This window comes from Sulfitobacter guttiformis, from assembly GCF_003610455.1.
GTDB lineage: Bacteria > Pseudomonadota > Alphaproteobacteria > Rhodobacterales > Rhodobacteraceae > Sulfitobacter > Sulfitobacter guttiformis.
In genome coordinates this window covers 226,996-252,425 of the sequence record NZ_RAQK01000001.1, presented here as the reverse complement: position 1 = coordinate 252,425, position 25,430 = coordinate 226,996, and the positions used below count along the sequence as shown (strand labels likewise).

23 protein-coding genes and 1 pseudogene are annotated in these 25,430 nt (G+C 58.2%); 18 read left to right on the top strand and 6 right to left on the bottom strand.

All coding sequences use genetic code 11. From position 1 onward, the window contains the following. Window positions 1–10 precede the first annotated feature (10 nt). On the top strand, window positions 11–1,354 hold the full coding sequence (locus tag C8N30_RS01210; protein WP_025062668.1) for an NAD(P)/FAD-dependent oxidoreductase: 1,344 nt from the start codon (window positions 11–13) through the stop codon (window positions 1,352–1,354). A 13-nt stretch (window positions 1,355–1,367) separates the two neighbouring features. Beyond that, a pseudogene (locus C8N30_RS01205) lies at window positions 1,368–2,530 on the top strand (M20 aminoacylase family protein). A gap of 252 nt (window positions 2,531–2,782) precedes the next feature. Here C8N30_RS01205 and moaA read toward each other — a convergent pair. Further along, a complete protein-coding gene (gene moaA, locus C8N30_RS01200) occupies window positions 2,783–3,790 on the bottom strand; it encodes a GTP 3',8-cyclase MoaA (RefSeq protein ID WP_025062667.1) in 1,008 nt (335 codons plus the stop codon). Between the two features lie 86 nt (window positions 3,791–3,876). Here moaA and C8N30_RS01195 point away from each other — a divergent pair, with 86 nt between their 5' ends. Continuing rightward, window positions 3,877–4,440: a hypothetical protein gene (locus C8N30_RS01195; RefSeq protein WP_025062666.1), complete on the top strand. Its 564-nt coding sequence runs from the start codon at window positions 3,877–3,879 to the stop codon at window positions 4,438–4,440. Window positions 4,441–4,562: 122 nt separating this feature from the next. On the opposite strand, the gene C8N30_RS01190 is transcribed toward C8N30_RS01195, so the two are convergent. From C8N30_RS01190 to glmU, 3 genes are all read right to left on the bottom strand, one after another. Continuing rightward, window positions 4,563–5,240: a DNA alkylation repair protein gene (locus tag C8N30_RS01190; protein ID WP_025062665.1), complete on the bottom strand. Its 678-nt coding sequence runs from the start codon at window positions 5,238–5,240 to the stop codon at window positions 4,563–4,565. A 122-nt stretch (window positions 5,241–5,362) separates the two neighbouring features. Further along, window positions 5,363–7,183, bottom strand: a complete 1,821-nt coding sequence (gene glmS, locus C8N30_RS01185) for a glutamine--fructose-6-phosphate transaminase (isomerizing) (protein ID WP_025062664.1) — start codon at window positions 7,181–7,183, stop codon at window positions 5,363–5,365. Between the two features lie 2 nt (window positions 7,184–7,185). After that, window positions 7,186–8,538: a bifunctional UDP-N-acetylglucosamine diphosphorylase/glucosamine-1-phosphate N-acetyltransferase GlmU gene (gene glmU / locus C8N30_RS01180; RefSeq protein ID WP_025062663.1), complete on the bottom strand. Its 1,353-nt coding sequence runs from the start codon at window positions 8,536–8,538 to the stop codon at window positions 7,186–7,188. 144 nt (window positions 8,539–8,682) lie between these two features. Here glmU and C8N30_RS01175 point away from each other — a divergent pair, with 144 nt between their 5' ends. Both C8N30_RS01175 and C8N30_RS01170 read left to right on the top strand, forming a co-directional pair. Then, the gene (locus C8N30_RS01175; RefSeq protein ID WP_025062662.1) at window positions 8,683–9,354 is read left to right on the top strand and encodes an HAD-IA family hydrolase; all 672 of its coding nucleotides are present in this window, start codon (window positions 8,683–8,685) and stop codon (window positions 9,352–9,354) included. 3 nt (window positions 9,355–9,357) lie between these two features. After that, a complete protein-coding gene (locus C8N30_RS01170; protein ID WP_025062661.1) occupies window positions 9,358–10,554 on the top strand; it encodes a DegT/DnrJ/EryC1/StrS family aminotransferase in 1,197 nt (398 codons plus the stop codon). Between the two features lie 69 nt (window positions 10,555–10,623). On the opposite strand, the gene C8N30_RS01165 is transcribed toward C8N30_RS01170, so the two are convergent. Continuing rightward, window positions 10,624–11,103 carry a pyridoxamine 5'-phosphate oxidase family protein gene (locus C8N30_RS01165; protein ID WP_025062660.1) on the bottom strand — a complete coding sequence of 160 codons (480 nt, stop codon included), beginning with the start codon at window positions 11,101–11,103 and terminating at the stop codon, window positions 10,624–10,626. A 134-nt stretch (window positions 11,104–11,237) separates the two neighbouring features. Here C8N30_RS01165 and C8N30_RS01160 point away from each other — a divergent pair, with 134 nt between their 5' ends. From C8N30_RS01160 to C8N30_RS01120, 8 genes are all read left to right on the top strand, one after another. Continuing rightward, complete coding sequence (locus C8N30_RS01160; RefSeq protein ID WP_025062659.1) at window positions 11,238–12,401, top strand: acyl-CoA dehydrogenase family protein; 1,164 nt, start codon at window positions 11,238–11,240, stop codon at window positions 12,399–12,401. Between the two features lie 22 nt (window positions 12,402–12,423). Beyond that, window positions 12,424–13,944, top strand: coding sequence for an AMP-binding protein (locus tag C8N30_RS01155; RefSeq protein WP_025062658.1), 1,521 nt, complete (start codon window positions 12,424–12,426; stop codon window positions 13,942–13,944). 421 nt (window positions 13,945–14,365) lie between these two features. Continuing rightward, the gene (locus C8N30_RS01145; protein ID WP_025062656.1) at window positions 14,366–15,970 is read left to right on the top strand and encodes a carboxyl transferase domain-containing protein; all 1,605 of its coding nucleotides are present in this window, start codon (window positions 14,366–14,368) and stop codon (window positions 15,968–15,970) included. Between the two features lie 10 nt (window positions 15,971–15,980). After that, a complete protein-coding gene (locus C8N30_RS01140) occupies window positions 15,981–16,397 on the top strand; it encodes an ASCH domain-containing protein (RefSeq protein ID WP_025062655.1) in 417 nt (138 codons plus the stop codon). Then, window positions 16,397–18,331, top strand: a complete 1,935-nt coding sequence (locus C8N30_RS01135; protein ID WP_025062654.1) for an acetyl-CoA carboxylase biotin carboxylase subunit — start codon at window positions 16,397–16,399, stop codon at window positions 18,329–18,331. The genes C8N30_RS01140 and C8N30_RS01135 overlap by 1 nt, the downstream gene beginning before the upstream one ends. After that, window positions 18,328–18,984: a glutathione S-transferase family protein gene (locus tag C8N30_RS01130; protein WP_025062653.1), complete on the top strand. Its 657-nt coding sequence runs from the start codon at window positions 18,328–18,330 to the stop codon at window positions 18,982–18,984. Before C8N30_RS01135 ends, C8N30_RS01130 begins: the two co-directional genes overlap by 4 nt. Next, window positions 18,981–19,850, top strand: coding sequence for a hydroxymethylglutaryl-CoA lyase (locus C8N30_RS01125; RefSeq protein WP_037967940.1), 870 nt, complete (start codon window positions 18,981–18,983; stop codon window positions 19,848–19,850). The genes C8N30_RS01130 and C8N30_RS01125 overlap by 4 nt, the downstream gene beginning before the upstream one ends. Window positions 19,851–19,903: 53 nt before the next feature. Further along, entirely contained in the window at window positions 19,904–20,686 is a 783-nt protein-coding gene (locus tag C8N30_RS01120) for a crotonase/enoyl-CoA hydratase family protein (RefSeq protein WP_025062651.1), read from the top strand. Between the two features lie 25 nt (window positions 20,687–20,711). On the opposite strand, the gene C8N30_RS01115 is transcribed toward C8N30_RS01120, so the two are convergent. Further along, complete coding sequence (locus tag C8N30_RS01115) at window positions 20,712–21,818, bottom strand: Hint domain-containing protein (RefSeq protein ID WP_025062650.1); 1,107 nt, start codon at window positions 21,816–21,818, stop codon at window positions 20,712–20,714. Between the two features lie 314 nt (window positions 21,819–22,132). Here C8N30_RS01115 and C8N30_RS01110 point away from each other — a divergent pair, with 314 nt between their 5' ends. From C8N30_RS01110 to C8N30_RS01090, 5 genes are read left to right on the top strand one after another with little or no spacing between them, the layout of a single operon-like run. After that, the gene (locus C8N30_RS01110; RefSeq protein ID WP_025062649.1) at window positions 22,133–22,498 is read left to right on the top strand and encodes an NADH-quinone oxidoreductase subunit A; all 366 of its coding nucleotides are present in this window, start codon (window positions 22,133–22,135) and stop codon (window positions 22,496–22,498) included. Next, entirely contained in the window at window positions 22,489–23,028 is a 540-nt protein-coding gene (locus C8N30_RS01105) for a NuoB/complex I 20 kDa subunit family protein (RefSeq protein WP_025062648.1), read from the top strand. Before C8N30_RS01110 ends, C8N30_RS01105 begins: the two co-directional genes overlap by 10 nt. After that, the gene (locus C8N30_RS01100) at window positions 23,025–23,636 is read left to right on the top strand and encodes an NADH-quinone oxidoreductase subunit C (RefSeq protein WP_025062647.1); all 612 of its coding nucleotides are present in this window, start codon (window positions 23,025–23,027) and stop codon (window positions 23,634–23,636) included. The genes C8N30_RS01105 and C8N30_RS01100 overlap by 4 nt, the downstream gene beginning before the upstream one ends. Beyond that, window positions 23,636–24,859 carry an NADH-quinone oxidoreductase subunit D gene (locus C8N30_RS01095; RefSeq protein WP_198021496.1) on the top strand — a complete coding sequence of 408 codons (1,224 nt, stop codon included), beginning with the start codon at window positions 23,636–23,638 and terminating at the stop codon, window positions 24,857–24,859. Before C8N30_RS01100 ends, C8N30_RS01095 begins: the two co-directional genes overlap by 1 nt. Continuing rightward, entirely contained in the window at window positions 24,856–25,266 is a 411-nt protein-coding gene (locus C8N30_RS01090; RefSeq protein ID WP_025062645.1) for a hypothetical protein, read from the top strand. Before C8N30_RS01095 ends, C8N30_RS01090 begins: the two co-directional genes overlap by 4 nt. Window positions 25,267–25,430: the final 164 nt, after the last annotated feature.

The following is a 25,430-nucleotide window of genomic DNA, read 5'->3' as shown; positions in this document are numbered from 1 at the left end:
CTGCGTTCCCATGAGCGGTTTTCCTTTTACCACAGACGTGCCCCCGCGCTATTCGGGGCGGATTCCCGATGAGGTCGATCTGGTTGTGATCGGGGGCGGCATCATCGGTATTTGTACCGCGCTATTTGCCGCGCGCGGCGGTGCGCGGGTCGCCTTGTTGGAAAAGGGGCGGGTCGCGGCCGAGCAATCGAGCCGTAATTGGGGCTGGATCAGGCAGCAAGGCCGCGATCCGGCGGAGATGCCGATCATGGCCGAGGCCCAGCGGATCTGGGAGGATCTGTCACGCGAAACTAATGAACAAATCGGCCTGTCGCGTGCGGGTGTGACCTATTTTGCCAATGATACGCGTGCATTGGTGCGGTATGAGGCATGGCTGCCCAACGCGGCAGCTAACGGGGTCGACAGCAAGATTATTACCCCTGCACAGATTGCGGGTATGTTCACCGGCCTCACGGACAGACCCTTGGCAGCGCTTTACACAGCGGGTGATTTGCGGGCCGAGCCGTGGGTCGCGGTACCGGCACTGGCCGAGATTGCAGTGCGCGAGGGGGTAAAGATCGTCGAGCAGTGTGCAGTCCGGTGTCTGGATATCACGAACGGAAAAGTGACAGGCGTTGTGACCGAGCGGGGGCGAATTACCGCGCCGCGCGTTGTACTCGCCGGTGGCGCGTGGTCGGCGCTCTTTTTGCGCAATCATGGCGTTGCTTTGCCGCAGCTCAGTGTGCGCTCTCAGGTGGCTGTGACAATGCCGGTGGCTGATATCGGGCAATGTGCTGCATCGGCCAAGCGGCTGGCGTTCCGGCGTAGGGCTGATGGCGGCTATACCCTTGCGCCCAACATGACGTCTGAGCTTTTTGTAGGGCCGGATGCGTTTCGCGCCCTGCCAAAATTTATTCCGCAGCTGCGCATAGATCCGTTCGGATGCAGGCTCAAACCCGGTGCACCGAAGGGATTTCCCGATGCTTGGGGGACGCCGCGCAGTTGGAGCGCAGAAGACGAGAGCCCGTTCGAGCGGATGCGCGTTCTGGATCCCAAACCGGTGCCGCGGATCATTGCAAAGCTGGCGCGCGATTTCGGTGCGATGTTCCCGCAGATGGGCGAGGTTAAGCTGCGCACCAGCTGGGCGGGCATGATCGACACTATGCCCGACATCGTGCCAGTGGTAGATTACACACCCATCGATGGGCTGATCGTGGGCACAGGGATGAGTGGTCACGGTTTTGGTATAGGGCCTGCAATGGGCCGTATTCTGGCGGATCTGGCTGCGGGGCGGGCTGCGGGTCATGACCTGTCGCGCTTCCGCTTTGCACGTTTTACTGATGGTACAAAAATGGTCCCCGGACCAGACGTTTGAAAGAGGACCGAGAATGCCGATCAAAAACCGTTTTGCTCAGATGCACGCAGATATTACCGCTTGGCGCCATGATCTGCACGAGCACCCCGAGATCCTGTTCGAGACGCACCGTACTTCTGCGACCGTTGCTGAAAAGCTGCGGGCTTTTGGCTGTGATGAAGTAGTCGAAGGCATCGGGCGAACCGGTGTTGTGGGCGTCATCAAAGGTAAGAATACAGCGTCAGGCAAGGTTGTGGGTTTGCGGGCGGATATGGACGCGCTGCCGATCCACGAGGAAACGGGACTGGCATATGCCTCTAAAACCGACGGAGCCATGCACGCTTGTGGGCACGACGGTCACACTGCCATGCTGCTGGGGGCGGCGAAGTACCTCGCCGAGACGCGTAATTTCGACGGCACCGCAGTGGTGATATTTCAACCCGCAGAAGAGGGCGGAGGCGGAGCCAAAGTGATGTGCGATGATGGCATGATGGAGCGCTGGGGCATTCAGGAAGTCTATGGCATGCACAATTGGCCGGGGATGGAGCCGGGCAGTTTCGCAATCCGGCCGGGTGCATTTTTCGCGGCGACCGATCTGCTGGACATCGAAATCGAGGGGTTGGGGGGCACGCCGCTAAACCGAACGAGACCGTTGATACCACCGTTATTGCAGCTCAGATCGTCGGAGCCTTGCAAACAATCGTCAGCCGTAACGCCGATCCGGTAAAGACAATCGTGGTTTCGATTACATCGTTCGAGACCTCTTCGAACGCCTATAATGTGATCCCGCAAAAGGTGCGCCTCAAAGGAACGGTGCGCACCATGACGCCGGAAATGCGGGATCTGGCGGACAAGCGGGTGAATGAAATTTGTACAGGTATTGCCGGCGCAATGGGCGCGGTGGCGAGGGTCGGATACGACCGGAATTATCCCGTGATGGTCAATCACGAGGAGCAGACAGAGTTCGCCGCAGGTGTCGCGCGCGATGTTGCAGGATCCTGTGCGGAAGCGCCGCTGGTCATGGGCGGCGAGGATTTCGCCTTTATGCTCGAAGAGCGGCCAGGGGCTTATATTCTGGTCGGCAATGGCGATACAGCGATGGTGCATCATCCGCTTTATAACTTCAACGACGAGGTCATTCCTGCCGGGTGCAGCTGGTGGGCAGGGATCATAGAGCAGCGGATGCCAACAGAATGAGAACATTGTCCCGCGCCTGTCATGGCTGTGTGATCTCAGGTTAAGTTAAAAAAAAGGATGCGGATTATGGCGTTCTAAGCGCCTGATCCCGATGCTTTCCGGCGCTGCTGGCTTTGGTTTATTACTAAGATAACCCGCCCGAGGCACTTTCGGGCTGCTTGTAGCGGGCGAGAATAGAGCGAAGTCGCAGCATGGCACGTGTAATGCCCGTACGGCGAGAATTATATTACTTCGGCGGTGTAAGTTTGTGCGTCAACCGCCTGTGTGGCTCATGTGGCGGGGCATTTGTCCATCCAGCTTTTGGCGAGAATAGTCAAAATCATGGCCTTTGGGCTTGAGGTTTATCGCTGCGCGGATCGCATCTTCGAGGGGGCCATTATCACTTGGATGGGCGCGCAGCGGGGCCCGCAAATCGGCGCTGTCTTCTTGTCCCAGGCACAGATAAATTTCGCCCGTACATGTCAGGCGGACGCGGTTGCAGCTTTCGCAGAAATTATGGCTCAGCGGTGTGATAAACCCGATCTTCTGGCCGGTCTCTTCGAGGCGAATGTAGCGCGCCGGACCTCCGGTTTTTTCCGCCAGATCGGTGATTGTGTAATGCTCGGCATATTGGCTTCGCACATCCTTGAGCGACCAGTATTGTCCGATGCGGTCCTCGTTGCCAATGTCGCCCATCGGCATGACCTCGATCCAGGTAAGATCCATGTCGCGGCTGGCGCACCATTCCGTAATCTGCGCCAATTCTGGTTCGTTGAACCCTTTGAGGGCTACTGCATTGATTTTGACCCGTAGGCCAGCCGCCTGTGCGGCATCAATTCCGCGCAAAACCTGCGGAAGGCGGCCCCAGCGCGTGACTTCGGCAAATTTCGCTTCATCGAGCGTATCAAGCGAGATGTTAACGCGGCGCACACCGGCCGCAAAAAGATCGGCCGCATATTTCTCCAATTGGCTACCATTGGTGGTCAGTGTCAGCTCCTTGAGGGCGCCACTGTCCAAATGCCGTTTCATGCCGTCAAAGAATGTCATAATTCCGCGCCGGACCAGCGGCTCTCCGCCGGTGATCCGCAGCTTTTCCACGCCCAGTCCGATGAAGGTCGAGCACATGCGGTCCAGCTCCTCTAGCGTTAGCAATTCGCGCTTTGGAAGGAAGGTCATATTCTCCGACATGCAGTAGACACAGCGAAAATCGCAACGGTCAGTCACGGAGACACGCAAATAAGTTATGGCGCGGGCGAAGGGGTCAATCAAAGGTGCTGTCATACCCCTGTGGTATAGGGGGTGGGATAGGGGGGCAAGCCTGATTTGAGGGGGTTGGTGCGGCGCAAAAGCTGGATTACAAGCGTGCTATGATTATAGATTCAAAACACCTTGCGGCGATCACTGCCTCGCTCCTGTTGACAGGTTGTGCACAACTGGGGCTCGGCCAGCCCGAAGATAGTGGCGCGCCCCTACCGCCGCGTGGGCAATCTGCCGCAGGACTGGCAGCTGCCGCATTGCCCGCTGCCACGGCAGCAGACGTTGCGGCAATCGCCGCTGATCCGGTGCTTACCTCGGCACCCAAACCACCGCCCGCCGCCAAAACCCAGGAGGCGCTGGACACCACCACCACGGCGCAGCGCCAGCAGGCCTCCGCACCCGCATCTCCGAGCGCTGTGGAAAAATCTCTTGGCACCACAGTTGTAAGTCTAGGCAGTCCTGCAGAGCCGGGGTTTTGGCTCAAGACTCCGCTTGTAAAAACGGAAACGAAAGGCCGCGTGACGAATAAGGCAAACGGAAAATCCTCTGCCGTTACGCTGATCCCCATTGACGGCCCGGCAGGTGGCGGTAGCCGCATGTCGTTGCCGGCGATGCGCCTCATCGAGGCGTCGCTCACAGAACTTACGGAAGTCGAGGTTACGTTGGGCGGCTGACACCCCCCAAAGCCGATAACAAGAGATTAGGAAAGCACGCAGTCGACATCGCTGCGGCTTTCCATTCACGTCTGAGACAAACCTGAAATCCATCCGGTCACATGGCTGCGCGGGAGGGGTGGTTACTTCAGCAGCCTGACGGCTTCTTTGCGTGCAAAAGGTTTCATGGCGTCACCATGCGCGTCAATAAAGCTGCGGACACGCTCTGGATCATGTTTGCCCAGATCGCTCAACCACCCTGCAATGGCTTTCTGGATGAACCACTGTGGGTCGCTGGTATAGTCGCCAGCCCAACCCAGAACCCGCTCGCGGATTTCCAGATCTTCGGGCTTGGGGTTGTTCATTTTGGTCCACGGCAGGGTGATGACCAATGCGGCACGCCGCGTCCACATGTGCTCGGAGCGGGTCCAGCTCTCAACACGCTCAATACGTGACGGGTCGGCCAGCAAACGTTTCTGGCCCGCCGTACAGGCATGGTCGGCAATCGCCCAGCTGTCGAAATCGCGATACCACGTCGCAATCAGCTGCCATGCTTCCTCGTCGCTGTCGCGCATGCGTGCCTGCGTCAACATTTTTGCCGCTGCGATCCGCGCTTCAAATATGTTCGTGCGCCACAGGCCATCTGCGATGGTGATGCGGTTCGCGAGGTCCACCTCATCACGCCATTGTTTGGTCAGATCGTTGAGCTGGGGGTTTGTGAGACCGAGATAAACACGGTCGACTTTGTGATATTCGCGCAAACTGTTTGCGCGAAAGGGATCGGCAAGGGCGTGGAGCGCCATGAGATAGGGGTCATGCATCGTTGTGCTCTTTCAAATCAGGGGCAGCTGCCGCTTGCGACAAATACGCAGCGGCAGCGCGTTACCACCCCCATAGGTCCGATCCGGCCCGCAATCAATGCGTTGCGGCAGGGGCTGGTGGCTTACTCGACCGTAACTGATTTTGCGAGGTTGCGGGGTTGGTCCACATCCGTGCCCTTTGCCACTGCCGTATGATAGGCTAAAAGTTGGGCGGGAATGGCATAGAGAATAGGCGCGACAGCATCGGAGACATCCGGCATCTCGATCGTATCCCAGACACCCTCACCGGCCTCTGACAGTCCTTCGCGGTCGGAGATCAGGATGACCTTTCCCTTACGTGCCATAACCTCCTGCATATTGCTCACCGTCTTGTCGAACAGGGCGTCGCGCGGTGCCATGACGACCACAGGAACATTCTCATCGATAAGGGCGATCGGCCCGTGTTTGAGTTCGCCTGATGCATAAGCTTCGGCGTGTATATAGCTGATTTCCTTCAATTTTAGGGCTCCCTCATGGGCCAGCGGATAAAGCGGACCACGGCCGAGAAAGAGAACGTCGCGCGCGTTCGACAGCTTGCGGGCGGTCATTGCGATCGCATCGCTTTGGTCCAGTGCTTCAGCCATCAGCGCGGGCAGACGGCGCAATTGCGCGAGGTGGTCTTGCCGGGCCTCTTCCGTGATTTCGCCGCGATCGGCGGCGGCTTTTAGCGCGAGCAGGAAGAGTACGGTAAGCTGGCAGGTGAATGCTTTGGTCGAGGCCACACCGATCTCGACGCCTGCGTGGATTGGCAGGGCCAGATCGCTTTCGCGTGCGATCGAGGATTCGGGCACATTGATGACCGACATGATTTTGTCGGCCTTACCTTCGCAATACCGCAGCGCGGCGAGAGTATCTGCTGTTTCGCCTGACTGGCTCACGAAGAGCGCCACCGAGCGTGCAGGGATCGGCGGCTCGCGGTAACGGAATTCGGAAGCGACATCTACTTCGACCGGCAAACGGGCAATCTGTTCGAACCAGTATTTGGCAGTCAGACATGCAAGGAATGCTGTACCACAGGCGACCATGGTGATGCGGTCAACATTTGCAAAGTCGATTTGAGGGTCCGGTAGACGGATCTCGCCGGACTTGCTCAAGTAGTGGCCGATGGCTTCGGCAATCACAGTAGGCTGCTCCGCGATCTCCTTGGCCATAAAATGTTTATGACCGCCCTTGTCGACGCGTGTTGCGCTGATCTGGATTTTTCGGATTTCGCGGCTGACAGGCGTGCCAGCAGCATTGAATACGGCGGCCCCTGCGCGGGATAGGATCGCGTAATCGCCCTCTTCAAGGTAGCTGATGCGGTCAGTTATCGGTGAGAGCGCAATCGCGTCCGAGCCTACGAACATCTCGCCGTCACCGTATCCGATCGCCAAAGGGGAGCCTCTGCGTGCTGCAATCATCAGATCGTTTTCGCCTTCAAACAGAAAGGCGAGGGCAAATGCCCCATGCAGCTTGCCCAATGTCTTGATTGCCGCCTCCTGCGGCGACAGGCCCTCCGCCATAAAATGCTGCGCCAGCATCGCGACAGTTTCGGTGTCTGTATCGGTGGCGGGGGTAAGGCCATAGCCCGCCAGCTCTGTACGCAGCTCGCGGAAGTTTTCGATAATGCCGTTGTGTACGACCGCCACAGGACCTGCCTTATGGGGATGGGCATTTACCACATTTGGCTCGCCGTGCGTGGCCCAGCGGGTATGCCCGATGCCCGATTTACCCGCCAGCGGTTCATGCACCAGCAGATCGCCAAGGTTGACCAGTTTGCCAACGGCGCGCCGACGGTCAAGCGTGCCGGCGTTTACGGTTGCAATGCCGGCACTATCATAGCCGCGATATTCGAGACGTTTGAGGGCCTCTACCAGAATGGGTGCCGCTTCGTGATTCCCTAGAACTCCGACAATTCCACACATTTTTAGCTGCCTCGCTGTTGTTTGGCCTTTTTGGCCTTTAACATTTCGAACAACTTGCGCGCCATCCCGGGTTTCTCGACCTGTGGTGCACGCGCAAGGGCCAGTGCGTCCGGCTCAACGTCCGATGTGATGACGGAGCCCGACCCGGTCATGGCACCGTCACCGATGTGCACAGGCGCCACCAGCATGGTGTTGGACCCAATAAAGGCGCGTGCGCCGATGTGAGTGTGGTGTTTCATGACGCCGTCATAATTGCAGGTTATCGTCCCTGCGCCGATGTTTGCACCCGCGCCCACAAAGGCATCACCGATGTAGCTCAGATGGTTAACCTTGGCGCCTTCGGCGATCACCGCATTCTTGACCTCGACAAAATTTCCCACACGGGCATTTTCCTCGAGCTCGGTACCGGGGCGCAAGCGGGCATAGGGACCAACGATTGCCCCTTGGGAGACGTGGCAGCCCTCCAGATGGCTGAAGGCGCGGATATGCGCGCCGCTCTCGACTGTGACACCGGGGCCAAACACGACATTTGGTTCAATTACTGCATCGCGGCCTATCACGGTGTCACGCGCCAGATAGACGGTATCGGGTGCTTGCAGTGTCACCCCGTCCTCCATCAGTATTGCACGGGCACGGGATTGAAATGCGGCCTCGGCCTGCGCCAGTTGCGCGCGCGAGTTTACGCCAAGGGTCTCTGCCTCGTCGCAGGTTACTGCGGCCGCGGTCAGTCCACGGGCGCGGGCAAGGCCGATAATATCGGTAAGGTAGTATTCGCCCGCAGCATTTTGGTTACCGACCGCGTCAATCAGATCGAACAATAGCGCGGCGTTGCAGGCGATCACACCGCTGTTGCACAAAGTGATAGCCCGCTCGTCTTCGGTCGCGTCCTTATACTCGATGATCCGCTCCAACGAGGCGCCCTCAACCACCAGACGACCATAGCGTCCCGGATCGGCAGCTTCAAATCCGAGGACGACCACATCCGCGGTTTTGCCAGCCTCCATCATCTGTTCAAGGGTATCGGGCGAGACAAATGGCGTATCGCCATAGAGCACAATCGCTGTTCCGTTAAAGTCGGCAAGCGCATCGCGAGCCTGAGCAACGGCATGGGCGGTGCCCAGCTGCTCGGACTGGACGACCACGCGCGCTGTTTCGTCATAGGCATGGGCGGCGGCGGTCACTTCGGCTGCACCATGTCCGGCCACAACGACCGTGTGCACCGGCTCGAGCATCGCACCCGCAGCCATTGCATGGACCAGCATCGGATCACCGGCAATCGGGTGCAGCACTTTTGGCAGTTCGGAATTCATCCGCGTGCCTTTGCCTGCGGCAAGGATGATCAGGCTTGTACTCATGTGCTGTCCGTTCTGCTCTTTTGTTTTTTCCTGTTTAACCTATGGCAGGCTCCGCGCAAGGTGGGGCAGGATCACGGAAGGTTGCGGCTTGCAACACTCAAAGGTCGTCGTTACGCCGATTGCAACATGGTTTCGGGGAATAAGATGAAGACAGTAGTATTTGATCTGGATGGCACATTGGCCGATACCAGCGGTGATTTGATCGCGGCGGCCAATGCTTGTTTCCGTGATATGGGGGCGGGTGATCTATTGGATCCTGTCGGAGATGCGGCCACAGCGCTGCGAGGGGGGCGCGCGATGCTGCGGCTGGGAATGGAGCGGATGGGCAAAACCGTCGATGATCCGCTGATCGACGAATACTATGATGCACTACTCTATCATTACGCCCGCGACATCGACACACATACACGGCTTTACGATGGCGCCATGGATGCTGTCGCGGAGCTCAAGGCGCGCGGATATATCGTAGCAGTTTGCACCAACAAGCCCGAAGGGCTGGCACGGCAACTCCTGACGCGGCTGGGCATCCTCGATACATTCGCCGCGATGCTGGGTGCCGACACGCTCGCTGTGCGCAAGCCTGATCCGGAGCATCTGTTCGAGACGGTGCGGCGTGCTGGCGGAGATCCGGTGCAATGCTTGCTGGTTGGTGATACGGTCACGGACCGCGATACGTCAAAAGCGGCAGGCGTGCCGTCGGTTCTGGTGACGTTCGGCCCTGCGGGGGGGGATATGTCTGCGCTAGTGCCCGAGGCACTGTTGGAGCGCTACAGTGATCTTCCCGATCTGGTGGAGCGCCTATTGGGAAAGGTCTGAGCAATGAGTGATGTGTTTACCGGTAGCTTCACGCAGCAAGAACCAATCCCCGAGGCGGGGATAGAGGCTGCGGTAGAGGTCATGCGCAGCGGGCGGTTGCATCGCTATAATACGGTGGCAGGCGAGACTGCACAGACTGTCCTGCTGGAGCAGGAATTTGCCGCCTCTGTGGGCGCAAAATACTGCCTTGCCGTGGCTTCGGGCGGGTACGCTATGACGACCGCACTGCGGGCGGTTGGCGTCAGGGCGGGGGACCGCGTACTGACCAATGCCTTCACACTCGCACCCGTACCAGGGGCAATCGCCGCCGTGGGTGCTGTTCCGGTGTTTGTCGGGGTTACGCCCGCGCTGGTAATTGATCTGGATGATCTGGCCGCCAAAGCAGATCAAGCGGACGTCCTGTTGCTGAGCCATATGCGCGGGCACATCTGCGATATGGAGCGTCTGATGGTGATCTGTGACGCTGCAGGCATTACCGTAATCGAGGATTGCGCTCACACAATGGGGGCCGCGTGGAACGATAAGGCTTCAGGTACATGGGGCACCGTTGGCTGCTATTCTTGCCAGACCTACAAGCACGTCAATTCTGGCGAGGGCGGATTATTTGTCACGGATGACCCGCAGATAGCGGCTCGCGCGATTATGTATTCGGGAAGTTACATGCTCTATACCTCCCACCTTGCCGGTCCGCCAAAAGAAGCGTTTGAGCAGATAAAATACGAGACGCCAAATATCTCGGGGCGAATGGATAATCTGCGCGCTGCGATCTTGCGGCCGCAGTTGGCTGATCTTGCCACGCAATGCGCGCGCTGGAATGAGCGGTATTACGCTTTGGAGCATGGCCTGAGAGGGACCCCAGGCCTCACTGTGATAGAACGCGCGCCACAAGAGAAAATCGTAGGCTCCTCCATACAGTTTCTATTAGACGGCTGGAAGGATACGGCGGTGTTGTCGCTACAGGAACAGTGCAAGACACGCGGAGTAGAGCTGAAATGGTTTGGAAATGCAGAGCCGGTCGGCTTCACCAGCCGCTATGACAGTTGGCGATATGTCGATGCGCCAGCCATGCCCGACAGTGATGCGGTATTGGCAGGTATCATCGATATGCGTGTGCCGCTGACCTTCAGCCTGAACGATTGTTCCGTGATTGCGCGGATCATCCGCGAAGAAGTTGGCAAGGTGTTTCAGGCAGAAAAGTGAAGCGCGGTGCAAAGCGACTTTTGCTCTGCACCGCGCCTGGCTAAGTGATGTCGTCTAGAGCTTAGGGAGCTAGGCTGCTGACAGCTTCAGTGTGCCGTGCATCCCTAAATCAGGTTTTTCTCCGGTTACCTTGGACTTCGCGATCTCATACATGAAGTTCAGGCCGCCGCCCGTCGCCCAAACCTCCGCCTCACTCGGGGCAAAGCGCAGAAGTTGGACATCTGGATCATCCTTGCCACCTTCAAACCATGACGACGCGATCCCGTTCCAGATTTCATCAAGGGTTGCAGGGTCCGTTACCGCCTCAAGCGTGCCATCAATGCGGGCATACAAACTTTCGTCTTTGCTGCATACGATATACTGTGACTTTACTGGCGTCGCTGCGGATTTGGCGAGTTCTGTGCCCTTCGCGGTGATGAACCAGATCATCCCGCCATCATCGTCGGAATAATGGCTCATCGGGACGGACGGTGCACCATCCGCCGACAACATCCCTGCGCGTGTATCTTCAAGGCGGTCCCAGAATTCTTCTTTAAGATCGGTGGACATAATTTTCTCCAAAATTGTCGCTGTTGAAGTATAAACATGCTTGCCGAGTGATTGGTTCCAGCGCTTGACGCATGGGGGGCAATCTGCCAGTAATGAACAAGCGTTCAATAAATTCGCAGCCAAGGAGATATTCCATGTTCAACGCCACAATGAAGTTTGATCTGGGGGACGACGTCGGCGCTCTGCGCGAGATGGCCCACCGCTGGGCGCAAGAGCGTGTTCGCCCGATGGCCAAGGATATTGACGCTGCAAATCTGTTTCCTGCTCCGCTGTGGCGTGAGATGGGTGAACTTGGCCTGCTGGGCATTACCGTCGACGAGCAATGGGGTGGCACCGGTATGGGCTACCTCGCGCATACTGTCGCGGTAGAAGAAATCGCGCGGGCGAGTGCGTCGGTTTCGCTTTCTTACGGGGCGCATTCAAATTTGTGTGTCAACCAGATCAGCCTGAATGGTACAGACGCGCAGCGGGCAAAATATCTGCCATCGCTGTGCTCTGGCGAGCATGTCGGCGCACTGGCAATGTCGGAGACCTCGGCAGGGTCTGACGTCGTTTCCATGAAATTGGGCGCAGAGAAGCGCAATGATCACTACCGGTTGAACGGCAACAAATACTGGATCACCAACGGCTGTGACGCCGAAACGCTGGTGGTTTACGCCAAAACGGACAAGGATGCAGGATCCAAGGGGATCACTGCCTTCCTGATCGAGAAATCCATGAAGGGTTTCACCACCTCACCACATTTCGACAAGCTGGGCATGCGCGGATCGAATACCGCCGAGCTGATTTTTGACGATTGTGAAGTGCCGTTCGAGAATGTGCTGGGTGAGGAAGGGCGCGGGGTTGCGGTGCTTATGTCCGGCCTTGACTACGAGCGCGTGGTTCTGGCGGGGATCGGCCTTGGCCTTATGGCCGCCTGTCTGGATGAAATCATGCCCTATATGGCCGAGCGCAAGCAGTTTGGCCAACCGGTTGGAAACTTCCAGCTGATGCAGGGTAAAATGGCAGACATGTACACCGCGATGAACTCTGCCCGCGCCTATGTCTACGAGGTTGCGAAGGCGTGCGACCGTGGGGATGTGACCCGTGCGGATGCGGCGGCGTGCTGTTTGTATGCCTCCGAGCAGGCGATGGTGCAGGCGCATCAGGCTGTGCAGGCCATGGGCGGCGCAGGCTATATGTCCGACAGCCCCGTTGCACGTATTTTCCGCGATGCCAAGCTGATGGAGATTGGCGCAGGCACTTCCGAGATTCGCCGTATGCTGGTCGGGCGCGAGATGATGGCGGCCATGGCGTGACACAGGCGCAGGTGGACAGGTTGTGACACACCACCTGCCGGGCCTTGACGCAGAGGGGCGCTGGGATATTCCGGCACGCCTTAATATGGCGCGGCAGTGTTTGGGCGGGGCACCTGATGCTGTTGCCGTGATTGACCTCACCGGGGATGCGCGGGTTGATGTGACGTTTGCACAGTTGGAGACGATGGTCGACAAGCTGGCGCGCGCTCTAATGCAGCAAGTAGATGCAGGGGGCCGTGTCGGCGTCCTGTTAAGCCAGTCGCCATGGTGCCTTGCGTCACACCTTGCGATTTGGAAAATCGGTGCGATTTCAGTACCCTTGTTCAAACTGTTCAAAAATGATGCGCTGGCGTCTCGCATAGTGGACAGTGGTACAGCGCTTGTGCTGACAGATGCAGAAGGTGCTGTCCTCCTCGCGGATCTCGCAACGCCGGTGCTGGCCGATCAATTCGGGATTGATGGTGCTCCCTTAGGCTATGCCGATACCGGCCCCGATGATCCGGCCGTTCTGATCTATACCTCCGGCACCACAGGCACGCCGAAGGGGGCGTTGCACGGTCACCGCGTCCTGACCGGCCATTTGCCTGGTGTGGTGACGAGCCATGATGATCTGGGGCAGGCGGGCGATTGCATTTGGACACCGGCGGATTGGGCGTGGATCGGTGGATTGTTCGATGTGGCTATGCCCGCGCTGGCGCTTGGCGTGCCTGTGGTGGCGGCGCGGATGGCAAAATTCGATGTTGATGAATGTCGCCGCATCATTGGTCAAGGTGGTGTGCGCAATGTGTTTTTCCCGCCAACAGCGCTGCGTATGCTCAAAGCAGCGGATTCACGTATCACTGGGTTGCGCTCGGTGGCAAGCGGGGGCGAGCCGCTGGGCGCGCAGATGCTTGCATGGGGGCACGAGGCGCTGGGCGCGGGAATTAACGAGTTCTACGGCCAGACGGAATGCAACATGGTGGCGAGCAGTTGCGGGGCGCGGTTTGAGGCGCGTGCGGGGTGCATCGGCAAAGCGGTGGACGGGTTCGAGATTGCCATCTTGGACGGAGATATGCCCGCAGACGGCGAGGGCGATGTGGCTGTGAAGCGCGGTGCGGCCTCCATGATGCTTGGCTATTGGCAGCGCCCGGAGGAGACGGCAGCGAAGTATCGCGGTGAATGGATGCTGACGGGAGACCGTGGGATCTGGGAAGGCGATTTCCTACGCTTCGTCGGACGCGAGGATGATGTTATTACTTCCAGCGGCTACCGCATCGGACCTGCGGAGATCGAGGATTGTTTGCTGACCCATCCAGCGGTGGCGACTGTAGGGGTTGTGGGTAAGCCCGATGCACTGCGCACTGAAATTGTGAAGGCATATGTCGTCGTAAAAGAGGGGGCGCAAGTGGGCGCCTTCGAGCTTCAGGCATGGGTTAAGGAACGTCTGGCAAACTATTCATATCCAAGAGAAATAGAGTTTTTAGACGCGCTGCCGATGACGGTAACGGGCAAAGTGATCCGCCGGGAATTGAAAGCGCGGGCAGTGGCGGAGGGTTGCGTGTGAATACTCGGCATCGTCACAGCGGTAGTGACAGGCTTGTGACAAAATTTGCCTCGCTAACGTCTCGCATATTCAAAAGACCATGCCTGGTTTGTAATGGCCCTGTGTCGATGAACCTGTTGGCCAAAACGGGTCTTGGCAAAGGAGCTAAGCTTTCTTGGGTCGAATGTGGGACCTGTTCTGCGAAATTGCGCCTTTCGAAAAGGCGTCTTTACACAAAATTCTGGTTAGTCCTCGTACCGGTTTTCATCCTGAGCGCGGCTTTGGGTGCCGAAGTGTTCGCGCGGTATGAGTTGACGAACATCTACCGAGAACATCGAGGAACCCATGAGGCTAACGGTCTGGGATTTATCCTGACAATACTCTTATTCGTCTTTTCGATTACAACTGCTGCCCAACGCGTACTTAAAATTGAGGTTCTTGAATGAAACTTTCCTCCCAAGCACTCCCGTCATCAGAGGCGTTCAAAGCGAACACCGCCGCCCATCTGGAAGCGCTGGCCCAAGTCCGCGAGGCGGCGCAAGCGGCGTCCCTCGGGGGCGGAGACAAATCCCGCGAGCGCCACATCAGTCGTGGCAAGATGCTGCCGCGCGAGCGAGTGGCGAACCTGCTGGATGCGGGCAGTCCGTTTCTGGAGATTGGTGCGGTTGCGGCGCATGGGCTTTATGGTGGGGCGGCCCCTTGTGCGGGGGTAATTGCGGGTGTGGGGACGGTGCAGGGTCATGAGGTGATGGTTATCTGTAATGATGCCACCGTGAAGGGCGGCACCTATTACCCGATGACGGTGAAGAAGCATCTGCGCGCGCAAGAGATTGCGGAGGAGAACAACCTGCCGTGTATCTATCTGGTCGACAGTGGCGGCGCGAACCTGCCCAATCAGGATGAGGTGTTTCCCGACCGCGACCATTTTGGCCGGATTTTCTATAATCAGGCGCGGATGAGTGCCAAGGGTATCCCGCAGATCGCTGTTGTGATGGGGTCGTGCACGGCGGGTGGCGCCTATGTGCCTGCGATGTCCGATGTGACGATTATCGTGAAAGAACAAGGGACGATCTTCCTGGCGGGGCCACCATTGGTGAAGGCCGCAACGGGGGAAGTGGTCACGGCTGAAGACCTTGGCGGCGGTGATGTGCATACGCGCCTGTCGGGTGTGGCGGATTATCTGGCCGAGGATGATGCCCATGCGCTGGCGCTTGCGCGGCGGGCTGTGAGCTATCTCAATCGTGCAAAACCGAGCACCGTGCAGTGGGAAAGCCCCGAAGAGCCTGCCTATGATCCGGCGGAAATACTCGGCGTGGTCCCCGGTGATCTGCGCACGCCCTATGACATTCGCGAAGTCATCGCACGCACGGTGGATGGCAGCCGCTTTGACGAGTTCAAGCCGCGCTTTGGCGAAACGCTTGTGACGGGCTTTGCCCACGTAAAGGGGTGTCCGGTGGGTATCGTCGCCAATAATGGCGTGCTATTTTCCGAAGCGGCCCAGAAGGGTGCCCATTTCGTAGAGTTATGTTCTGCGCGCAATATTCCGCTTGTTTTCTTGCAGAACATAACCGGATTTATGGTGGGCCGCAAATACGAGAATGAGGGCATTGCACGCCACGGGGCCAAGATGGTTACTGCCGTGGCCTGTACCAACGTGCCGAAAATTACCATGCTGGTGGGCGGCTCCTTCGGGGCCGGTAACTATGGTATGGCGGGGCGTGCCTACTCGCCCCGCTTCTTGTGGACATGGCCCAACAGCCGGATTTCCGTCATGGGCGGTGCCCAAGCTGCCGGGGTTCTGGCCACAGTCAAACGTGACGCCATCGAGCGCGCAGGCGGGGAGTGGTCCGCAGAGGATGAAGCGGCCTTCAAAAAGCCCACGGTAGATATGTTCGAAGAGCAGTCGCACCCGCTTTATGCATCAGCGCGGCTTTGGGATGACGGAATTATCGACCCGCGCAAGACCCGCGACACGCTGTTTTTAAGCCTGTCTGCCAGCCTCAATTCACCTATCGAGCCGACGAAATTCGGCGTGTTCCGGATGTGAGGAGAGAGCTGTGACCAAGACTCTGCAAGAGATTATCGACGCCAACCCCGAAGCGGAAACATTCCGTTTTGGTGACGGACCAAAACTGTGCGCCGAGATTTTGGCGATGGTACGCAATGGCGCGAAGACCGCGACCTGCGAGGCGGCATCCGCCTATGGCAAGGGCGGCGATGCGTGGCCCGAGGTCGGGCGGCGCGACGTGGCACTCAACTGGGACGGGACACCGGCGCTCATGATTGAAACGGTGGAAGTTACCACCCGCCGGTTTCTGGATATGGACCACGAATTTGTCGCTGCACAGGGCGAGTTCCGCGATCTGGAGCACTGGCGCGCAAGTTACGAGGCCTATTTCCAGCGGGCAGGTGAATTTTCGCCGGACATGAAGCTGATGTGCGAACGCTTTAAACTGATAGAGGATTACGCCTGATGTTTGATACAATTCTGATCGCCAATCGGGGCGAGATTGCGTGTCGCGTGATGGAAACAGCGCAGGCGATGGGCGTACGTTGTGTCGCGGTCTATTCTGATGCGGACGCGGCGGCTAAACATGTGGCGATGGCGGATACAGCGGTGCATATCGGTGGATCAGCGCCTGCCGACAGCTATCTGCGCGGTGATGTGATCATTCAGGCAGCGCTCGATACAGGCGCGCAGGCGATCCATCCCGGCTATGGTTTTCTGAGTGAGAACCCTTCGTTTGTTGATGCCGTCGAAGCGGCGGGGCTGGTGTTTATTGGACCGTCAGGCTCGGCGATCCGCGCAATGGGTCTCAAAGATGCGGCCAAGGGCCTGATGATCGAGGCGGGCGTGCCCGTTGTGCCCGGCTATCACGGCACCGATCAAAGGGATGATTTGCTGGCGGGCGAGGCGGACAAAATCGGCTATCCGGTCATGATCAAAGCCGTGGCAGGCGGCGGCGGCAAAGGGATGCGACTGGTCGAGGATGCAGGCGACTTTTTGGCGGCGCTCGCCAGTGCGCGCTCGGAGGCGAAGGCGGCATTCGGGAATTCGGATGTGCTGGTGGAAAAATTCGTGAGCCAGCCGCGCCACATTGAGGTTCAGGTCTTTGGTGATGGCAAACAAGCAGTCCATTTGTTCGAGCGTGACTGCTCACTCCAGCGGCGCCACCAGAAGGTAATTGAGGAGGCGCCGGCGCCCGACATGCCGCAGGATGTGCGCGATGCAATGGGGCAAGCAGCCGTGCGTGCCGCAGAAGCGATCGGCTATAAGGGTGCTGGCACGGTAGAATTCATCGTGGACGGCTCCGGCGGGCTCAAGGCGGACGGGTTTTTCTTTATGGAGATGAACACACGCCTTCAGGTCGAGCATCCGGTAACCGAAGCGATCACCGGCGTCGATCTTGTGGAATGGCAGTTGCGTGTGGCGGCGGGCGAGGATTTGCCCATGCGGCAAGAGGAGCTGAGCATTACAGGCCATGCCTTCGAAGCGCGCCTTTATGCGGAGGATGTGCCTGCGGGTTTCTTGCCCGCGACGGGTACACTGACGCATCTGGTGTTTGATCCGGCGTGCCGTGCGGACAGTGGCGTGCGTAGTGGTGATACAATCAGCCCGTTTTACGATCCGATGATCGCCAAGGTCATTGTGCATGGCCCCACCCGTGATGTCGCTCTGGCGCGTTTGAGGCAGGCGCTGGCGCGCACTGAAGTTGCGGGAACAGTGACTAATCTCGCGTTTCTGGGAGCTTTGGCCGGTCACGACGGCTTTCGGCGCGGTGAGGTCGATACAGGGCTGATCGCGCGTGACATCGATGCGCTGACAGCAGTACCACAGGTCGCGACGCGCCATGTGGCGCTGGCGGGGATGGCTGCGATGGGCCTGCTTGAGACTGGCCCTGTGGCTGGGTTCACCCTCTGGGAGCCCTTGGTGCAGCAGGTGATGCTGGGCTGGGGCGATGAGACTGGATTGCTTAAGGTTGAGGTGATTGATCCAGACCAACAGCGCTGGCACATCGGCGATGAAACAGTCGAGGCGCTGCGCAGGGGTGGTCGATGGCAGATTGGCGGGCAGCCTGCGGCGCGGGTTTCCGTTGCGGGCGACAGGATCACGGTGTTCGACGGCTACGGGTTGATTTTCACCCGTATTGATCCGCTGCAACAGGCGGCTGGCGCGCAGGGGGACGGAAATCTGATTGAGGCGCCGATGCCCGGACTGGTGCGTGAGGTTTTTGCAAGCGTCGGTCAAGTGGTAACGATGGGCGACCGTCTTGCTGTGTTGGAGGCGATGAAGATGGAGCACAGCCTGCTGGCCGCGCGCGATGGCGTGGTGGCAGAGGTGCTCGCGCAGGCAGGGGATCAGGTCGAGGCGGGCGCGGCTTTGGTGCGGCTGGAGCCTGAGGCGTGATTGTCCTTCACCACTGTCCGCAGACCCGCTCGATGCGCAGCCTGTGGTTGCTGCATGAGTTAGGTATCGCGTTCGAGGTGGTCAAACACGGCTTTGACAAATCACTGCGTGCTCCGGACTATCTGCTCAAAAGTCCGGCAGGGCGTGTACCTGCCCTGGAATTGGACGGCGCGGCCATTTTCGAGACAGGCGCGATTACAGAAGTGCTCTGCGAGCTCTTTTCCCCCGAAGTTCTGGGTCGGCCTGCGGGGCATGCGGAGCGGGCGCAGTGGCTGATCTGGGTTCATTTCGCCGAGACGATCAGCCAGCATGCGGCGGCTCTGACCCAGCAACATGTGGCGCTGCGTGAGGATCACATGCGTAGCCCGATCGTGATGAAGCTGGAGGCTGCGCGGATTTTAAAATGCTATGCCGCACTCGATGCGCGGTTGGCGGGGCGGGATTATCTCCTCGATGGAGGTTTTTCGGCGGCGGATGTCTCGGTTGGGCAGGCGGTCTATCTGGCGAAATTTTTTGCGCATATCGATGGCTTTGCGGCGGTGAAATCATGGTATGAAAGGATTACAGCGAGGGCGGCGTTCGTGGCATCATTGCCGGGCGACGAGACGCTGTTTGCGGGCACATTCTTTGAACCTTGGGAGGGGGCGACATGAGAGAAAGCGGAAAACATCTGGGACGCTGCGAGATATTCGAGGTTGGACCGCGTGACGGTTTGCAAAACGAAGCGCGCGATATTCCGGTGGCAGAAAAGATCGCGCTGGTGAACCGGCTGAGTGCGGCAGGGTTCAGCCGCATAGAATGCGCCAGTTTCGTCTCGCCCAAATGGGTGCCCCAAATGGCGGGAAGTAAAGAAGTGTTGGCGGGGATCGAACGGCGCAGTGGTGTACGCTATGCGGCGCTTACGCCGAACATGCGCGGATATACCGATGCTGTGGCGGCGGGCGCGGATGAGATCGCGGTATTTGCCAGTGCCTCTGAAGGGTTTAGCCGCCATAATATTAACGCCAGCATCGAAGAGAGCATCGAGCGTTTCGCCCCAATTCTGGAGGAGGCGCGGCACATCGATTTGCCTGTGCGGGGCTATGTCTCGTGTGTTGTCGAGTGTCCCTACGACGGCGCGGTGGCACCTGCAGATGTGGCGCGGATCGCGGACAAGTTGTTCTCGATGGGCTGCTATGAGGTATCGTTGGGCGATACCATCGGGGCGGGCACGCCAGACACCATTGCGCGGATGCTCTTGGCTGTGCGTGATGTCGTGCCTGTGGGCCGTTTGGCGGGACATTTCCATGACACCGGCGGGCGCGCGCTCGATAACATTGATGCCTCGCTAAGCCTCGGGGTGCGGGTGTTTGATGCGGCGGTCGGCGGCTTGGGCGGATGCCCTTATGCGCCCGGCGCATCGGGTAATGTGGCAACGGAGGCTGTGGCGGCCCATCTGGCGCGGCTCGGGTATGACACCGGCCTTGACGAGGGCGAAATCGCGCAAGCGTCGCAGATGGCGCGTGCGATGCGGGGATGACCCGCACGTCGGGGATGACTGGCAGTTTCCAAAGATTTCAAGGAGTGTTGTAGATGTTCGAAACCATTACAGTGCATTTAGACGCGCGCGGGGTTGCGACACTGACCCTTGCGCGGGCGGACAAGCATAACGCCATGTCGGCACAGATGTTGGCAGAGCTGACACAGGCAGCGGCAGAATTGGGAGCAGATGACGCAGTGCGCGTTGTCGTGCTGGCGGCCGCAGGCAAGACATTTTGCGCGGGCGGTGATCTGGGCTGGATGCAGGAGCAGATGGGCATGGACGCCAGCACGCGTGCGCAAGAAGCAGGCAAGCTTGCAACGATGCTGGGCGCGCTCAACCGTCTGCCCAAACCGCTGATCGGGAGGTTGCACGGTAACGCCTTTGGTGGTGGTGTTGGTATGGCAGCAGTATGCGATGTGGCCGTGGGTGTTGACAGCCTCAAGATGGCGCTAACCGAGACAAAGCTTGGCATTATCCCTGCTACCATCGGCCCTTATGTCATTGCCCGCATGGGCGAGGGGCGTGCGCGGCGGGTGTTTATGTCCGGCCGTGTGTTTGATGCACATGAAGCGGTCGATTTGGGGTTACTCGCCCGTGCAGTGCCAGAGGCCGCGCTGGATGCGGCGGTGGAGAGTGAAGTACTGCCCTATCTATCTTGTGCGCCCGGTGCGGTTGCAGCGGCCAAAAAGCTTGCGCAGGATCTGGGCGGTGCGGCGACGGAAGAAGCGGTTGCCATGTCAATTGCGGCTCTTGCGGCCCGCTGGGAGACGCAAGAGGCAGCGGAAGGGATCGGAGCGTTCTTCGAAAAGCGCAAGGCTGTCTGGGTCATTTAGGTCTGCCGGATCTTCCGGCGGTCTTCTACGCTCTCACAAGATCAGTGATTGCAGCTTTTGCATTGCGATTGAGGCGGGCAACTACCTTATCCGTATTTGTACCGTTCATAAGGGGGCGCGCCGGAATGCCGGAACGTGTACCGTCCATAAGTTCTGGAAACAGCTGTGAAATCTCCGACCGTGCCAGAGGTGAGAGGCTTTTGCGGGCCTCGTGCCCGAGATAGAGCGTCTCGACCGGTGTGCCTTCAGCAAAGACAATTTGATGGGCATCGCACAAGAAGTGCCAATAGGTAACCAGGTCAATGTTCTCCGCAGCGCAAACACCGGGCAGGGCCAGCAGCTTGCAGGCCGGAACCAGCGCTTGGCGATTGCCGGTCATCCGCTCGACAATCACATTATCAAGCATCAGGCGGTGCTGACGCGACAGGGCCATTGTCCTGAGTGGCAGGCCTGACCCAAGGCTTCCTGCGGTGAACACAACCGGCATCATTGCCCCTGTCGCAGGAACAGTCCGTCCGTTGATCCAGCGAACCGGTTGCGGTCCGTTGTCGAGGGTGTCGACAAGATCACCGACCTTCAGATGTTGCACAGGGCACGCACCTGCGGGTGTCTGGATCCGCGTGCCTTCGGTAAAACACACAGCGAAATTGGAGGTTTGGCGCGTAGCGGTTAGGCCGCTATAGTTATTGCCGGACAGCGAATTCAACGTGAGCGAGCGGATGGCACCTGCCTCCAGAGCGGTCTGGTCGGAGTTTGCAGAGAACTCGGGCGCCAGATAGGTCCGCCCTGCGGTGTCCTGAAAAATGACTGCAGTAATGTTGGCAGTGGTGCCATTGGTATAGGTAATTGTCGCGTTATAGATTGCGGTGCCGTCGAACCGCTGGTTCGGGCCGCCGTTGATGCGAAACTGCTCGCTCGCGGTATTGTTGTCCTGATCATAGGCGGTGTTGTTGCCGGTGCCAAAGCCGGTTGTTCCGGGCGAAAAACTTTGGGTTTGTTCCCACAAGGGATCGAACTCGGTCCCGAAGCTGAGGCCAACCAGCGCCGAGGCATTCTCCGCGATGGTATTACCTTCGGTCGGATCAATAAGGGCCTGAACCCCGAGACTTATGACATTGAAGGTCGTTGGCATGATAAAACCCATCTACAGATTACTAAACTGGCGCTGGCGTGCTCGGGCTATGACCACGCAGCAACCAACTGTCCTAGAAGAGCAGGATGCGGGCAAATTGAGGCAAATTTAGTCAAATTTTATGGTCATTGTGGGGGCGGCCAAAGGGGGGGACCAATGAGGGACGCTATGCCCTTTGCGCCGCGTCGTGGTGATCCGGTATGCCGCAGGTTTGTTCGGTGCATCCCGTTGACCCCACCCGTCCGCAGCGCTACACCCTCTACAAAGTACTGCGCAGCGTGTATATACCGCGCCATCCGAGAAAGGAGCCCCCCTTGGACGATATGCTTAGGGAATACCTGCCGATCCTCATTTTTCTTTTTGTTGCTATTGGCTTGGGCCTTGCGCTGTTGCTTGCGGCTGCGGTGATTGCGGTACGCAGACCGGATCCTGAAAAAGTGTCTGCCTACGAGTGCGGGTTCAATGCATTTGATGATGCAAGGATGAAGTTCGACGTGCGATTCTACCTTGTCTCTATCTTGTTCATTATTTTCGATCTGGAAATCGCGTTCCTGTTCCCTTGGGCTGTGGCGTTTGGTGACATTTCCATGGCCGGTTTCTGGTCTATGATGGTGTTCCTCGCGGTACTGACCGCAGGCTTTGCATATGAATGGAAGAAGGGGGCACTCGAATGGCAGTAACATCGACCAACAGTCCGGCTGTTGCGGGAATGGACCGTGATGTGGCCACGCAGAACCTCAATGCCAGTCTGGCGGACAAAGGTTTCCTGCTGACCTCGACCGAGGATTTGATTAACTGGGCGCGCACGGGTTCGCTGCACTGGATGACTTTCGGGTTGGCCTGTTGTGCGGTCGAGATGATGCATACCTCCATGCCGCGCTACGACCTTGAGCGGTTTGGTACGGCACCGCGCGCTTCTCCGCGCCAGTCTGACCTGATGATTGTTGCCGGAACGCTGACCAACAAAATGGCGCCCGCGCTGCGCAAGGTCTACGACCAGATGCCAGAGCCGCGCTATGTCATCTCAATGGGGTCGTGTGCCAACGGCGGCGGATACTATCACTATAGCTACAGCGTCGTGCGTGGCTGCGACCGGATCGTTCCGGTAGATATCTATGTGCCGGGCTGCCCGCCAACCGCCGAAGCGCTGTTGTATGGTATCATGCAGTTGCAGCGCAAAATGCGACGGACGGGGACGATTGTACGATGAGCGATGCACTGACAGAATTGGGCGGTTACATCGAAGCAAAGCGCCCTGATTGCGTGCTGAACTGGGATATCGCTCACGGTGAGCTGAACCTCGACGTGACCCTGGCGAACATTGCCGGTTTGGTCGAGTTTTTGAAGAATGACATGACATGCCGTTTCTCGTCGCTAGTGGATATCACTGCGGTGGATTACACGGGACGGGCCAAGCGTTTTGACGTGGTTTATCATTTCCTGAGCATGTACCAGAACCAGCGGATCCGCCTGCGTGTGGCCGTCCGCGAAGAGGATATGGTGCCTTCGCTGGTTGAAATTCATCCTTCTGCCAATTGGTTCGAGCGGGAAGTGTTTGACATGTTCGGCATCCTGTTTTCCGGTCACCCCGATTTGCGGCGTCTGCTCACGGATTACGGTTTTCGCGGCCATCCTCTGCGCAAGGATTTCCCGACTACTGGTTATACCGAAGTACGCTATGACGAAGCGGAAAAGCGGGTTGTCTATGAGCCTGTGAGTTTGGTTCAGGAATACCGCCAGTTTGATTTCATGTCACCGTGGGAAGGGGCCGAGTACATCCTTCCGGGTGACGAGAAGACGAAAGAGGCTTCCAAATGATGGACGGCACCAAAGGTTTCGAAGACGCCCTGACAGGCGAGCAGAAAATCCGCAATTTTAACATAAACTTCGGTCCGCAGCACCCTGCGGCCCACGGCGTTTTGCGTCTGGTGTTGGAGTTGGACGGCGAAATTGTAGAACGCTGCGATCCGCACATCGGCCTGCTGCACCGTGGTACCGAAAAGCTGATGGAATCGCGCACGTACCTGCAAAACCTGCCGTATTTTGACCGGCTGGATTATGTAGCCCCGATGAATCAAGAGCATGCTTGGTGCTTGGCGATCGAGCGTCTGACAGGTGTGGAAGTGCCGCGTCGTGCGAGCCTGATCCGAGTCTTGTATTCCGAGATTGGCCGCATTCTGTCTCATCTTCTCAACGTAACGACGCAGGCAATGGACGTCGGCGCGCTGACCCCGCCGCTGTGGGGTTTTGAAGAGCGTGAAGATTTGATGATTTTCTATGAGCGGGCTTGTGGCGCGCGTCTGCACGCGGCGTACTTCCGCCCCGGTGGTGTGCATCAGGACCTGCCTGAAGCGCTGTTGAATGACATCGAAACTTGGACGCATAAGTTCCTGAGCGGGTTTATGGTCGATATTGACACGCTGCTGACGGAGAACCGTATTTTCAAACAGCGTAACGTTGATATTGGTGTTGTGACGGAGCAGGACATTCAGGACTGGGGTTTCTCAGGTGTGATGGTGCGCGGCTCAGGCCTTGCGTGGGATTTACGCCGCTCGCAGCCTTACGAGTGTTATGACGAGTTTGATTTCCAGATTCCGACAGGCGTGAATGGCGACTGCTACGACCGCTATCTCGTGCGGATGGAAGAGATGCGTCAATCGGCAAGCATCATGCTTCAGGCAATTGAAAAGTTGCGCGCATCCGAAGGGAAGGGTGATATTCTTGCCCGTGGCAAGATCACTCCGCCCAAGCGCACGGACATGAAGACCTCGATGGAGAGCCTGATCCACCACTTCAAGCTTTATACAGAAGGTTTCCACGTGCCAGCGGGTGAGGTTTATGCCTGCGTCGAGGCGCCAAAAGGCGAATTTGGCGTGTATCTGGTGGCAGATGGATCAAACAAACCTTATCGCGCCAAACTTCGCGCTCCGGGTTATCTGCATTTGCAGGCGATGGATTATCTGGCCAAAGGTCACCAGCTGGCCGATGTCGCCGCGATTATCGGGACGATGGATATCGTTTTTGGTGAGGTGGACAGATGAAACTAATCGGCTCCACCTTTGCTTTGATCTCCCTTTTTGCGCTTGTCGCGTGTGACGAAAGGACGGGATCTTCTGTTTCGGGGCAGGCGGTAGCGTCGGCAGCCCCTGCGAAACAGGCAGGACAGCTTTGTGCGTTGTCTGCTGCCCAATGCAAATCATTCTCGACCCGTGAGGCCGCACTGTTGCCGGTCCTGAACAAGACACCTACCGAGCGTAGCGCGATAGACGATACAACCGTGCAGCTCGTGCTTGATACATTTGTGAGCAGTCAGGCAGTGGCGGATAAAAGCTGTACGCCGGTCACAGGATCATTGGAGCGTAAGGCGCAACTGGTGAGTAAGAGCGGTCAAATTGCTGTTTTGATGGGACGGGGCAGCGATGTCTGTACCCTAATCCGGTCCAACTGAGCGGTCGGGGTGCGGTGGTATTTGTCGGTTCTTTTGTGTTGCCCGTGTTGACGATTTGACAAAATGATGCCGTTACACGTTTCGGCAATATAATAGCGGAAGGCCACGATGCCTTCGGTAGTGATGATAAAACGCTTTTGCTTTTGCTGCCCGAGTGCAAAGCA